Here is a 13,141-nt window from a genome sequence, read left to right on the forward strand (position 1 = left end):
AGCGCATCGCCGTCACCCCTGATCTTGAAACACGAATGGTCGTCGATGGCGAGCCGCTCGATCCGCTGCCGGGCTTCGCGCTCATGGTGCACAAGCCGCTCGGCGTCACCTGTTCGCACAAGGAGGCGGGTCCGCTGATCTACGAACTTCTTCCCGCGCGCTGGCGCCGCCGTGATCCGGCGATCTCGACGGTCGGCCGCCTCGACAAGGAGACGTCCGGTCTTCTTCTGATGACCGACGACGGCCCACTCCTTCATCGCATCATCTCGCCGAACCGGCATGTGCCGAAGGTCTACCGCGCCCACCTCGCGCGGCCGCTGACGGGCGACGAGGCGGCGCTGTTTTCGTCCGGCACGCTGATGCTGGAGGGCGAGGACAAGCCCCTGAAACCGGCCGAACTCGCGGTCGTGGGAGAGCGGGAAGCGCTCCTGACCGTGCACGAGGGCCGGTACCATCAGGTGCGCCGGATGTTCGCGGCGACCGGCAACCATGTGGAGGCCCTGCACCGCGAGGCGATCGGCGGCCTTGCGCTGGCGTCCGATCTCGCGCCCGGCGCGATCCGGCGCCTGTCGGCCGACGATCTCGCCGCCATCTTCGCCGCTTGAGCGGCGGGACGTCGCGCCGCGGTTGACGCGGATGGTCGGCGACACGATGTCACGCTGAGGCCAAGCTTTCGCGCTTCTCTCGGCCCCTGTTCGAACGGATACCGGATCAAGACATGGCCGCAAGGCTTCGCAGGCTTCTGACGGGCCTCCTCGTCGTCGGGCTCGGCGCCGGCGCCTATGTCGCGCTGGACCGCGGCACCGAGCGCTCGGATGCGGCCGTGCTGGCGCCCGCCGCGCGCGCGACGGGACCGATCGAGCTTGCCGCCTTCGAGGTCGAGACGGTTGCGGCGCGGGACTATGCCCGTACCGTCGCGGTCTCGGGTCCCGCCCGGCCGATCCGCCGCGCCGTGGTGACGGCCGAGGTCTCGGGTCGCCTGTCCGAGGTGACGGTCGAGGTGGGGCAGTCCGTCAAGGCCGGCGAGGTACTGGCGCGGTTCGACGAGACGCTTCTGCGCTCGGCCCTGTCGGCGCGCGAGGCGACGCTCGAAGCCCGTCGCTCCGAGATCAAGCTGGCGGAATGGACGCTGGAGCGACGCCAGCAGCTCGGCACGCGCGGCATCACGTCGGACGCCGATCTTCTCAGCGCGCAATCGCAGCTTCTCAACCTGCAGGCGCAGGCCCGCGCGCTGGAGGCCGAAGTCGCCGACGCGCGCAAGGCGCTGGCCGATGCGGTCGTCACCGCTCCGTTCGACGGCGTCGTCGCCGCGCGGCCGGTGGAGCCAGGCCAGACGGTCGCCGTGAACACCGAACTGCTCCAGCTGGTCGACCTCTCCACGGTGGAGGTCGCCGCCAGCGTGCCGACGAGCCGGATCGGCGAGATCGCGGTCGGCCAGGCGGCGCGTCTGCGTTTCGAGGGCGCGGGCGAGCGCCTGTTCGAGGGGCGCGTGTCGCGCATCGCGCCGGAAGCGGAGGCCAACTCGCGCGCGATCACCGTCTTCGTGACGATCCCCAACGCGGACGGCGCCATCCGCGGCGGCATGTTCGCGGTCGGCGAGATCGCGGTCGAGGCGATGGACAAGGTTGTCGCCGTGCCACCCGCGGCCATCCGGCAGGACGAAGCGGGCGCCTTCGTGCTGGCGGCTGCCGGCGGAAAGCTGGAGCGGCGCCCGGTGGAAGCCGGGGCCACGCTGCCGCGCGAGGGGCTTGTGGTCGTCACGTCAGGCGTTTCGCCCGGCGACACGGTGGTCGTCGCGCCGTTGCCCGATCTGAAGGCGGATACGGCCGTGACGATCGAGGGCGCCGGCCCCGCATGATCCTCACCCGCATCAGCGTCGCCCACCCGGTCTTCGCCACGATGATGATGGCGGCGATCGTCGTGATCGGCCTGTTTTCCTACGGCCGGCTCGGCCTCGACCAGTTTCCGGACGTCGATCTTCCGGTCGTCGTGGTGGCCACGACCTATTCCGGCGCATCGCCCGAGACGGTGGAGTCCGAGATCACAAGGCCCGTCGAGCAGGCGGTGAATACGATCGGCGGCGTCGATCGCGTGACCTCGCAGAGCTTCGAGGGGCGCTCGCTCGTCATCGTCGAGTTCACGCTCGACACCGACTCGCGCACGGCCGCGCAGGAGGTGCGCGACCGTGTCTCGCGGCTGGAGGCGGGCTTTGCCGACGGCATCGACACGCCGCAGGTGACGCGCTTCAACCCGGACGACCAGCCAATCCTGTCGCTGGCCGTCTCGTCGGCGACGAAGACGCTGCCGGAACTGACGACACTGGCCGATCAGGTCATCACCCGCCGCCTCAACACCATGCCGGGCGTCGGCCAGACGGCGATCGTCGGCGGCGCCGAGCGGCAGATCCAGGTTCTGCTCGACCCCGAGCGCATGGAGGCCTTCGGCGTGGCGCCCGCCACCGTGATGGACGCGATCCGGCGCGAGAACCAGGACATCGCGGCCGGTACGCTGACGGCCGGCATCACCGGCCGCAACGTCACCGTGGAGGGACGCATCACGGATGCCGCCGGTTTCGAGCGGATCATCGTGAAGTCCGACGAGGGCGCGCCGATCCGGCTCGCCGACGTGGCATTGGTGCGCGAGGCGGGCGCCGAACTCACGAGCCGCGCGGCCTATCGCGGCGTGCCGGCGCTCGGCGTCGACGTCGTGAAGGTGCAGGACACCAACACGGTGGCGGTCGCCCGCGCGTTGCGGGCCGAGATCGAGAAAGTGAAAGTCGAGCTGGCGGGACAGGGCGTCGAGCTTGCCGTCTCGCGCGACAACTCGCGCTCGATCGCCGCGCAGGTCGCCGACGTGCAGCGCACGCTGATCGAGGGCGCGCTGCTGACCGTCGCGATCGTTTTCCTGTTCCTGAACTCCTGGCGCTCAACCGTCATCACGGGCCTGACGCTGCCGATCTCGGTAATCGGCACGTTCGCAGTCATTCATGCTTTCGGCTTCACGCTCAACACGATGACGCTCCTGGCGCTCTCGCTCGCCATCGGCATCCTGATCGACGACGCCATCGTCGTGCGCGAGAACATCACGCGGCACCTCCACATGGGCAAGTCGCACGCCCGAGCCGCTATCGACGGCACCGAGGAGATCGGCCTTGCGGTGCTCGCCACCACGCTCTCGATCGTCGCCGTGTTCCTGCCCGTCGCCTTCATGGGCGGCATCATCGGACGCTTCTTCCTCGAGTTCGGTGTCACCGTCGCGGTCGCGGTCCTGATCTCGCTCTTCGTCTCCTTCACGCTGGACCCGATGCTTTCCAGTGTCTGGTACGATCCCGCCTCGCAGCCGAACGCGGAGCGCGGGCCGCTTGGCCGGCTCGTCGAGCGGTTCGATCGCGGATTCGAGCGAACCGCCGCGCGATATGCATCGTTGATCCGCTGGACGTTCCGCCACCGCGTCGTGACGCTTGGTGCGATCCTTCTCACCTTCGGCATCAGCCTCGCGCTCGTGCCGCGCATCGGCGCGGAATTCGTGCCTGCCGGCGATCGCGGCGAGTTCACCGTCTCGATCGAGACGCCGGAAGGCTCGTCGCTCGACTACACCGCGCGCAAGGTCTCGCAGGTCGAGCGCGTCCTGGCCGGCGTGCCGGAGATCGCGACGTACTATTCCACGGTCAACGCCGCCGCCGCGCGCGGCTTCAACTCCGCGACGGTGGCCGTCACGCTGAAGCCGATCACCGAGCGCACGCGCGCCACGATGGATCTCGCCGAGCCTCTGCGCGAGCGCCTGTCGCGCATCGCGGGGCTGACCGTCTCGGTCAACCAGCCTTCGCTCGGCGGGGGAGGCGGTGGCGGGGCGAACGCCAAGCCGCTGCAGGTTTCGGTGCTCGGCGAGGGCGAGGCGGAGCTGAAGCGCCTGTCCGACGAGATCATGGCGCGGCTGCGGGCCATACCCGGCGCCGTCGAGATCGAGTCCTCGCTCGACGACGAGCAGCCGACGCTCGCCGTGCGCGTGCGCCAGGAGGCGGCGAGCGATCTCGGCGTGTCGCTGCAGGCGATCGGCGACACGCTGCGTCCGCTGGTGGCGGGCGACGCGATCTCGGTCTGGAACGCGCCGGACGGCGAGACCTACGACGTCCTCGTGCGCTTGCCGGAAGCGGGGCGAGCGCGTGCGGGCCAGTTGGCCGAGTTGCGCGTCGCTTCCAGCCGGCAGGATGCGAGCGGTCGGCCGATCCTCGTCTCGCTCGATCAGGTGGCCGATGTCGTCGACAGCGTCGCGCCCTCGTCGATCAACCGGCGCGACCTGTCGCGCGAGGTCCGCATCTCGGCCAATGTCGAAGGCCGCGCGCTGGGCGAGGTGGTGGCCGATCTCCAGCGCGAGATCGCCGGGCTGACGCTCGCGCCGGGATACCGCGTGACGTTCGGCGGCGAGGCCGAGAACATGGCCGAGAGCTTCGGCTACGCCGTGCAGGCGCTGGGGCTCGCGGTGATCTTCATCTACCTGATCCTCGCCTCGCAGTTCGGCTCCTTCCTCCAGCCGCTGGCGATCATGACCTCGCTGCCGCTCTCCCTCATCGGCGTCCTCCTGGGGCTGCTCGCGACGGGCTCGACCCTCAACATGTTCTCGATCATCGGCTTCATCATGCTGATGGGTCTCGTGACCAAGAACGCGATCCTCCTCGTCGACTACTCGAACCAGGCGCGCGCCCGCGGCCTGTCGCTGCGCGACAGCCTGGCCGAGGCGGGGCAGGTGCGGTTGCGCCCGATCGTGATGACTACGCTCGCCATGATCTTCGGCATGATGCCGCTGGCGCTCGGCCTCGGCGAGGGCGGCGAGCAGCGCGCGCCGATGGCCCATGCGGTGATCGGCGGGCTCCTGTCGTCCACCGTCCTCACGCTGATCTTCGTGCCGGTGGCGCTGACCTATCTCGACGGGCTGGCGCGGCGCCTGCGCCCGTTCCTGCCGCGCTCGGCCGACGATGCCCACCACGAGGACGCCGCCCATCCTGCCGAATAGTCGGATCGGAGGCCGGACGTTCCGTGTAAAGGATTAAAAGCGCAACGGAATGACCTTGTGCTTTCCGGTCTCTGCCGTTGTGATGGCGGAACCGGGAGCGGCGCTCCCATCGCGGTCCGCGGTCGCGGACGACAGGAGACGCGCATGATCCGCAACGCATCGATCGCCATCGCCGCCCTCTCGATGGGTCTCTGCGCCGCCGGGGTGGCCGAGGCCGCCGATCCCGCCTCCTGCAAGACCGTTCGCATGTCCGATCCTGGCTGGAGCGACATCACCTCGACCAACGCGCTGGCGGGCGTCGTCCTGAAGGGACTCGGCTACGAGCAGAAGGTCGAGACGCTCGGCGTGCCGGTCGGCTATCAGGCGCTCGCCAACAAGCAGACCGACGTCTTCCTCGGCAACTGGATGCCCGCCCAGACGAAGTTCCGCCAGCAGCTCGAGGTGGACGGCACCGCCGAGGAGCTGACGCGCAACCTCACCGGCGCCAAGTTCACCCTGGCCGTGCCGAACTACGTGGCCGAGGCCGGCGTCAAGGACGTGAAGGATCTCGCGACCAACGCCGACAAGTTCGGCAAGGAGATCTACGGCATCGAGCCGGGCGCGCCCGCCAACATCAACATCCAGTCGATGATCGATGCGCCGAACTACGGGCTCGCCGGCTGGAAGCTGGTCGATTCCAGCGAGCAGGGGATGCTGTCGCAGGTGCAGCGCGCCGAGCGGTCCAAGAACTGGGTCGTCTTCCTCGGCTGGGCGCCGCACCCGATGAACAACATGGGCATCACCTACCTGTCGGGCGCCGACGAGTTCTTCGGCCCGAACTTCGGCGGCGCCGAGGTCTTCACGCTGGCGCGCGCCGGCTACAAGACCGAATGCCCGAACGCGGCCAAGCTCTTCGGCCAGATGGTCTTCACCGTCGAGCAGGAGAACCAGATCATGGCGGCGCTCGCCGACGGCACCGATCCGGCGAAGGCCGCCAAGGACTGGCTGAAGGCGAACCCCGGCGTCCTCGACGGGTGGCTCGCGGGCGTCGAAACCCTCGATGGCCAGCCGGGTCTTGCCGCCGTGAAGGCCAGCGTCGAGGGCTGACCGCGCATCCCGCTTGACGGATCGGGGCTGTCGCGGTCAATGCCGCGGCAGCCCCTGCATCCTTCTGGCGAGCGCGACATGCTTCAGAGCCGGCCCAACTTCCTCATCGTCATGGTGGACCAGCTCAACGGCACGCTGTTTCCCGACGGGCCGGCGCGCTTCCTCCACGCGCCCAACCTCAAGGCGCTGGCGGCCAGATCGGCGCGCTTCGTCAACACCTATACCGCGAGCCCGCTCTGCGCGCCGGCGCGCGCTTCGTTCATGAGCGGACAGCTTCCCTCGAAGACGCGCGTCTACGACAACGCCGCCGAGTTCGCCTCCGACATTCCGACCTTTGCGCATTACCTGCGGCGCGCCGGCTACCGCACGACGCTCTCGGGCAAGATGCACTTCGTCGGGCCGGATCAGCTTCACGGATTCGAGGAGCGGCTGACGACCGACGTCTATCCCGCCGACTTCGGCTGGACGCCGGACTATCGAAAGCCCGGCGAGCGCATCGACTGGTGGTACCACAACCTCGGCTCGGTCACCCATGCCGGCGTCGCCGAGATCACCAACCAGCTGGAATACGACGACGAGGTCGCCCACCACGCCGCCGCCCGGCTCTACGACCTGTCCCGGCGCAACGACGACCGGCCCTTCTGCCTCACCGTCTCCTTCACCCATCCGCACGACCCCTACGTCGCGCGCCGCCGCTTCTTCGATCTCTACCGCAACTCGCCGGCGCTCCTTCCGGCGGTCGAGCGGATCGAGTTCGCCGACCAGGACCCGCATTCGCAGCGCCTGATGATGGCCTGCAACGACCACGAGTACCGCATCACGGACGAGATGATCGCCCGCTCGCGGCAGGCCTATTTCGCCAACATCAGCTATATCGACGAGAAGGTCGGCGAGCTCGTCGACATCCTCGAGCGCACGCGCATGCTGGAGGATACGATCATCCTCTTCGTCTCCGACCACGGCGACATGCTCGGCGAGCGCGGCCTCTGGTTCAAGATGAACTTCTTCGAGGGCTCGGCGCGCGTGCCGCTGATGGTCTCGGCGCCTGGCCTGCCGCCCGGCCCCTACATGCAGCCGGTCTCGACGCTTGACGTACTGCCGACGCTCGCCGAGCTCGCCGGGATCGACCTGTCGGACGGCGCCGAATGGCTGGACGGCATCTCGCTGATGGACACCGCGCGTCGGGGCGAGCGCGCGAAATCGGTGCCGATGGAATATGCCGCCGAAGGCTCGATCGCGCCGATGGTCGCGATCCGTCGCGGCCGGTGGAAGTTCACGCGTTCCCCCGCCGATCCCGACCAGCTCTTCGACCTCGTGGACGATCCGTCGGAACTGCGCGACCTCGCGGGCGACCCGGATCATGCCGAAATGCTCGCCGCCTTCGACGCCGAGGCGACGCGTCTGTGGAACCTTCGCGCCTTCGACCGCGACGTGCGCCAGAGCCAGGCCCGCCGGCTCGTGACCTACGAGGCGCTGCGCAACGGCGCCTACTATCCCTGGGACTTCCAGCCGCTCCAGAAGGCGTCCGAGCGCTACATGCGCAACCACATGGACCTCAACGTCCTGGAGGACTCACAGCGCTTTCCACGGGGCGAGTGAGCGCACGAGGTGCGTGTGGAAGGCGGAAAACGAAGGCGTGATAAGGCTTTGCACTGTCATGGAACCATCGTAGGTTCGACACGCGACTGTTGGTTCGCGCCGCTAGGAGGGCGGTGACGGACCGTGGCCATCAAGGCCCGGCGCTGGGAGCCTATTGCGATGACCAAGACGACCGCCGCCGCTGCGACCCTCGCGGCCGCCCTTTTCGCCTCGACCGCCGCCCTGGCCCAGACCGAAATCCAGTGGTGGCACGCCATGTCGGGCGCCAACAACGACGTGGTCGAGCAGCTCGTTAAGGAGTTCAACGAAAAGCAGGCCGACTACAAGGTGGTTCCGGTCTTCAAGGGCACGTACCCGGAGACGCTGAACGCCGGCATCGCCGCCTTCCGCGCCAAGCAGGCTCCCGCCATCATCCAGATCTTCGACGCCGGCACGGGCGTCATGATGGGCGCCGAGGGCGCGATCAAGCCGGTGGCCGAGGTGCTCGGCCAGAGCTTCGACAAGTCGAAGTACTTGCCGGGCATCGTGTCCTACTATTCCAAGCCCGACGGGACGATGCTGAGCTTCCCGTACAACTCGTCCTCGCCGATCATGTACTACAACAAGGACGCCTTCCAGAAGGCGGGCCTCGACGTCGACAACCCGCCGAAGACCTGGCCGGAGGTGTTCGACGCCGCCAAAAAGATCAAGGCGTCGGGCGCCGCTCCCTGCGGCTTCACCTCGACCTGGCTGACCTGGATCCAGACCGAGAACTTCGCCGCCTGGAACAACGTGCCCTACGGCACCAACGAGAACGGCCTCGCCGCCCTCGACGTCAAGCTCGAGGTCGATGCGCCGATCTTCGTCGAGCACTTCCAGGCGATCGCCGACCTCGCGAAGGACGGCACGTTCCGCTACGGCGGCCGCACGTCGGAGGCCAAGCAGCTCTTCCTGTCGGGCGAGTGCGCGATGCTGACGGAATCGTCGGGCGGCCTCGGCGACGTCGTGAAGTCCGGCATGAACTACGGCACCGGCCAGCTTCCCTACGACCCGAAGGGCAACGGCGCGCCGCAGAACACGATCCCCGGCGGCGCCAGCCTCTGGGTCTTCGGCGGCAAGTCGGACGCCGAGTACAAGGGCGTCGCCAGCTTCTTCGAGTTCCTGTCGCAGACCGACATCCAGTCGCGTCTGCATCAGGTCTCGGGCTATCTGCCGGTGACGCTCGCCGCCTACGAGGCGACGAAGGCCAGTGGCTTCTACGAGAAGAACCCGGCCCGCGAGATCCCAATTCAGCAGATGATGGGCAAGACCCCGACCGAGAACTCCAAGGGCGTGCGCCTGCCGAACCTGCCGCAGGTGCGCGACATCATGAACGAGGAGTTCGAGGCGATGCTCAACGGCAGCCAGGACGCCAAGACGGCGCTCGGCAAGATCGTCGAGCGCGGCAACGCGGCGATCGCGCAGGCCGCCGGCCAGTAATCGGCCGCATAGGTCACGCTCACCCTCAAGGCGCCTCGCCGCTCGCGGCGGGGCGCTCCCATGTCATGCTCGGGGCGGCCGCTTGAACACCCGCGTCACCTTTCCCAACAAGCTTCTGCCTTACCTGCTGCTTGCTCCGCAGGTGCTGGTGACGCTCGTCTTCTTTTACTGGCCGGGGGCGCAGGCGCTCTACCAGTCCGTCCTGCGCGAGGACGCGTTCGGCCTGAAGACCGAGTTCGTCGGTCTCGACAACTTCCGGCAGGTGCTGAGCGATCCCAGCTATCTCCATGCCCTGAAGACCACGATCGTCTTCAGCCTGTCGACGGCGGTGCTCGCGATGGGTCTTGCGCTGCTGCTCGCGACCTCGGCCGAGAAGGTGCTGCGGGGCAAGGCCTTCTACCGCACGCTCCTGATCTGGCCCTATGCCGTCGCGCCCGCGATCGCCGGCATGCTCTGGCTCTTCATGTTCAACCCGACGATGGGCACATTCGCCTACATGCTGCGCGCGGCCGGCTACGATTGGGACCCGCTCCTGAAGGGCGAGCAGGCGATGGGGCTGGTGATCGTCGCGGCCGCCTGGAAGCAGATCTCCTATAACTTCCTGTTCTTCGTGGCGGCGCTGCAGTCGATCCCGCGCTCGCTGATCGAGGCGGCGGCGATCGACGGGGCGAGGGGGCCGAAGCGCTTCTGGACCATTGTCTTCCCGCTGATCGCCCCGACGACCTTCTTCCTCCTCGTCGTCAACACCGTCTACGCCTTCTTCGACACGTTCGGCATCATCGACTCGGTGACCGGCGGCGGCCCCGCCAAGGCGACGGAAACGCTCGTCTACAAGGTCTATACGGACGGCTTCGTGAACCTCAATCTCGGCGCCTCGGCTGCCCAGTCGGTGATCCTGATGGCGATCGTCGTGGCGCTCACCGCCTTCCAGTTCCGCTTCGTCGAGCGGCGCGTGCACTACGGATAAGGCGATGATCGAGAACCGACCCTTCGCCACCGCGCTCGCGCACTGCGTCCTGATCCTCGGCGTCCTGATCGTCGCCTTTCCGATCTACTATACGCTCATAGCCTCGACGCTCTCGGTCCCCGAGATCCTGCGCCCGCCGCTGCCGCTCGTGCCGGGCGACCGCTTCGCCGAGAACTACGGGCAGGCGCTGTTCGGCGGCGTCGGGCGAATCGGGGGCGTCAGCGTCTGGACCATGCTCTTCAACACGGCGGTGATGGCGCTCGGCATCGCGCTGGGCAAGATCGTCATCTCGCTCCTGTCAGCCTTTGCGATCGTCTTCTTCCGCTTTCCCTTCCGCATGGCGTTTTTCTGGCTGATCTTCATGACGCTGATGCTGCCCGTCGAGGTGCGCATCCTGCCGACCTACAAGGTCATGGTCGATCTCGGCCTCATCGACACCTATGCCGGGCTGATCCTGCCGCTCGTCGCCTCGGCGACGGCGACACTGCTCTTCCGCCAGTTCTTCCTGACCATCCCCGGCGAACTGGTGGAGGCCGCGCGCGTCGACGCGGCGGGGCCGATGCGCTTCTTCCGGGACATTCTCCTGCCCCTGTCGAAGACCAACATCGCCGCGCTCTTCGTCATCCTCTTCATCTACGGCTGGACCCAGTATCTCTGGCCGCTTCTCGTCACCAACGATAACTCCATGAACACGATCGTCATCGGCCTGAGGAAGATGATTTCCTTCGCCGACGCCGACACGCCCTGGAACCTCGTCATGGTGACGGCGATCCTCGCCATCGTGCCGCCCGTCCTCGTGGTGGTGCTGATGCAGCGCTGGTTCGTCAAAGGTCTCGTTGAATCGGAAAAGTAATGGCCTCGATCACGCTCCAGGACGTCCGCAAGACCTATCCCAACGGGCAGGAGGCGGTGAAGGGCATCTCGCTGGACATCGCCGACGGCGAGTTCGTCGTGCTCGTCGGTCCGTCCGGCTGCGGCAAGTCCACGCTGCTGCGCATGGTGGCAGGGCTGGAGACCATCACGGGCGGGGAGGTGAGGATCGGCGACCGGCGGGTCAACGACCTCGGGCCCGCCGACCGCGACATCGCCATGGTCTTCCAGAATTACGCGCTCTACCCGCACATGAGCGTGCGCCAGAACCTCGCCTACGGGCTGAAGAACCGGAAGATGCCGGCCGCCGAAATCGAGCGGCGCATCGGCGAGGCGGCCCGCGCGCTGGAGATCGAGACCTATCTCGACCGCAAGCCGGGCCAACTGTCCGGCGGCCAGCGCCAGCGCGTCGCGATGGGCCGCGCCATCGTGCGCGAACCCGCTGCCTTCCTCTTCGACGAGCCGCTGTCGAACCTCGACGCCAAGCTGCGCGTCTCGATGCGCGCCGAGATCCGCCGCCTGCAGAAGCGGCTGCGAACGACCAGCCTCTACGTCACGCACGATCAGTTGGAGGCGATGACGCTGGCTGACCGTCTGGTGGTGCTGAACGGGGGTCAGGTCGAGCAGGTCGGCACGCCGATCGAGGTCTACGAGCGGCCGGCCTCGCTGTTCGTCGCCAGTTTCATCGGCTCGCCGGCCATGAACCTCGTGCCGCTCGCCGAGGCGCTGAAGATCGAGGGCATGGACCGGGCGATCGGCACCGGTCCGGGCCGCGCCGAAGTGCTCGGGATCCGGCCGGAGCATGTCGCGATCGTGGATGGTTCGGGCGACGGTCGCCCGTTCGCCGATGTCACGCTCAGCGCGATCGAACGGGTGGGGGCGGAGACCTATCTCTACGGCGCCCTGCCGGCCGGCGGTCCCGACATCGCGCTGCGCACCGCAGGCCACGTGCGCAAGGATCTCGGCGAGACGGTGCGGATCGGCTTCGACCCGGCGGCGCTTCACCGCTTCTCGGCCGAGACGGGGCGGCGTGTTGCCTAAACTCTGGGCAGCGTCTGCGGATTCTTTGAACTTGCCGCATTCGTCCTATTCCCATATGTAAAGCCTATCGCCGCTTGCGGGAGAGACCGGCCGAAAGGCCGGCGCCGAAGGAGCAACCGCCCCGGAAACTCTCAGGCAAAAGGACCGCGCGGCGTAAAACCATATCCGGAGAGTGACGACCCGTCGGGTCGTCCGCCGAAGGAGAAAGCGGACGAGGGAAATGCTTCCCCGCCGTGAAACTCTCAGGCCAGTGACGGAGGGGCACGAAGGCAACCCGCAACAGTGCGGGGAAAGGACCTGTCGTGACCTCAGTGGCCGTTATCGGCGCCGGCATCACCGGCATCACCACCGCATACAAGCTCCTCTCGCAGGGCCTCGACGTGACGGTCTTCGACCGGAACGCCTATTCGGCCATGGAAACCTCGTTCGCCAACGGCGGCCAGCTCTCGGCCTCCAACGCCGAAGTCTGGAACTCGCCGTCGACCTTCATCAAGGGCATCAAGTGGATGCTAAAGAAGGACGCGCCGCTTCTCGTTCATCCCGCGCCGACCTGGCACAAGCTGTCCTGGATGGCGGAGTTCGTGCTGGCCGCGCGCTCCTACGAGGAGAACACGGTCGCGACCGTCAAGCTCGCCATCGCCGCCCGGCAGCATCTCATCGAGATGGCCGAGCGTGAGGGCTTCGAGTTCGACCTCGTGAAGCGCGGCATCCTGCATGTCTACGAATCGAAGGCCGAGTTCGAGCACGCCTCGCGCGTCAGCCAGCTCTACGCCAAGGGCGGGCTCAATCGCCGCAGCCTGACCGATGCCGAGATCCATGCGATCGAGCCGGCGCTCGCCGGCACGTTCCACGGCGGCTTCTTTACCGAGTCCGACTTCACCGGCGACATCCATAAGTACACGCGTGGCCTTGCCGACGCCGTGGTGCGCCGTGGTGGCAAGATCCGCTACGAGGCCGATGTGACGCAGCTTTCGACGCGCACCGAGGGCGGCGCCGCCGTCTTCTCGCGCACCGTCGGCAGCGAGGGCGAGCCGGTCCGCGAGGACTTCGACGCCGTGGTCGTCTGTGCCGGCGTCGCCAGCCGCCGCTTCGCGAGCCAGCTCGGCGACC

The 13,141-nt window shown here is 67.7% G+C and carries 10 protein-coding genes and 1 riboswitch; all 10 genes read left to right on the forward strand.

From position 1 onward, the window contains the following. The coding region (locus tag QZ753_RS13085; RefSeq protein ID WP_294644223.1) for a 16S rRNA pseudouridine(516) synthase at positions 1-605 on the forward strand (605 nt) is incomplete at its 5' end. A gap of 113 nt (positions 606-718) precedes the next feature. Beyond that, on the forward strand, positions 719-1,858 hold the full coding sequence (locus QZ753_RS13090) for an efflux RND transporter periplasmic adaptor subunit (RefSeq protein ID WP_294644224.1): 1,140 nt from the start codon (positions 719-721) through the stop codon (positions 1,856-1,858). Then, positions 1,855-5,010 (forward strand): efflux RND transporter permease subunit, encoded by a 3,156-nt coding sequence (locus QZ753_RS13095; protein ID WP_294644225.1) that lies wholly within the window; start codon positions 1,855-1,857, stop codon positions 5,008-5,010. Before QZ753_RS13090 ends, QZ753_RS13095 begins: the two co-directional genes overlap by 4 nt. A gap of 183 nt (positions 5,011-5,193) precedes the next feature. Next, a complete protein-coding gene (gene choX / locus QZ753_RS13100; protein ID WP_294644232.1) occupies positions 5,194-6,096 on the forward strand; it encodes a choline ABC transporter substrate-binding protein in 903 nt (300 codons plus the stop codon). 78 nt (positions 6,097-6,174) lie between these two features. Next, on the forward strand, positions 6,175-7,695 hold the full coding sequence (betC, locus tag QZ753_RS13105; protein ID WP_294644226.1) for a choline-sulfatase: 1,521 nt from the start codon (positions 6,175-6,177) through the stop codon (positions 7,693-7,695). Positions 7,696-7,854: 159 nt separating this feature from the next. Further along, positions 7,855-9,153 carry a sn-glycerol-3-phosphate ABC transporter substrate-binding protein UgpB gene (gene ugpB / locus QZ753_RS13110; protein ID WP_294644227.1) on the forward strand — a complete coding sequence of 433 codons (1,299 nt, stop codon included), beginning with the start codon at positions 7,855-7,857 and terminating at the stop codon, positions 9,151-9,153. A gap of 82 nt (positions 9,154-9,235) precedes the next feature. After that, a complete protein-coding gene (ugpA, locus tag QZ753_RS13115; protein WP_294644228.1) occupies positions 9,236-10,120 on the forward strand; it encodes a sn-glycerol-3-phosphate ABC transporter permease UgpA in 885 nt (294 codons plus the stop codon). 4 nt (positions 10,121-10,124) lie between these two features. Further along, entirely contained in the window at positions 10,125-10,973 is an 849-nt protein-coding gene (gene ugpE / locus QZ753_RS13120) for a sn-glycerol-3-phosphate ABC transporter permease UgpE (RefSeq protein WP_294644229.1), read from the forward strand. Next, positions 10,973-12,031, forward strand: a complete 1,059-nt coding sequence (locus QZ753_RS13125; protein ID WP_294644230.1) for a sn-glycerol-3-phosphate import ATP-binding protein UgpC — start codon at positions 10,973-10,975, stop codon at positions 12,029-12,031. The genes ugpE and QZ753_RS13125 overlap by 1 nt, the downstream gene beginning before the upstream one ends. 67 nt (positions 12,032-12,098) lie before the next feature. Further along, a riboswitch (glycine riboswitch) is annotated at positions 12,099-12,188 on the forward strand. A gap of 145 nt (positions 12,189-12,333) precedes the next feature. Next, positions 12,334-13,141 (forward strand): FAD-dependent oxidoreductase (locus QZ753_RS13130; protein ID WP_294644231.1); only part of this gene is annotated, 808 nt, incomplete at its 3' end.

The organism is uncultured Aureimonas sp. (genome assembly GCF_913775355.1).
Taxonomy (GTDB): domain Bacteria; phylum Pseudomonadota; class Alphaproteobacteria; order Rhizobiales; family Rhizobiaceae; genus Aureimonas.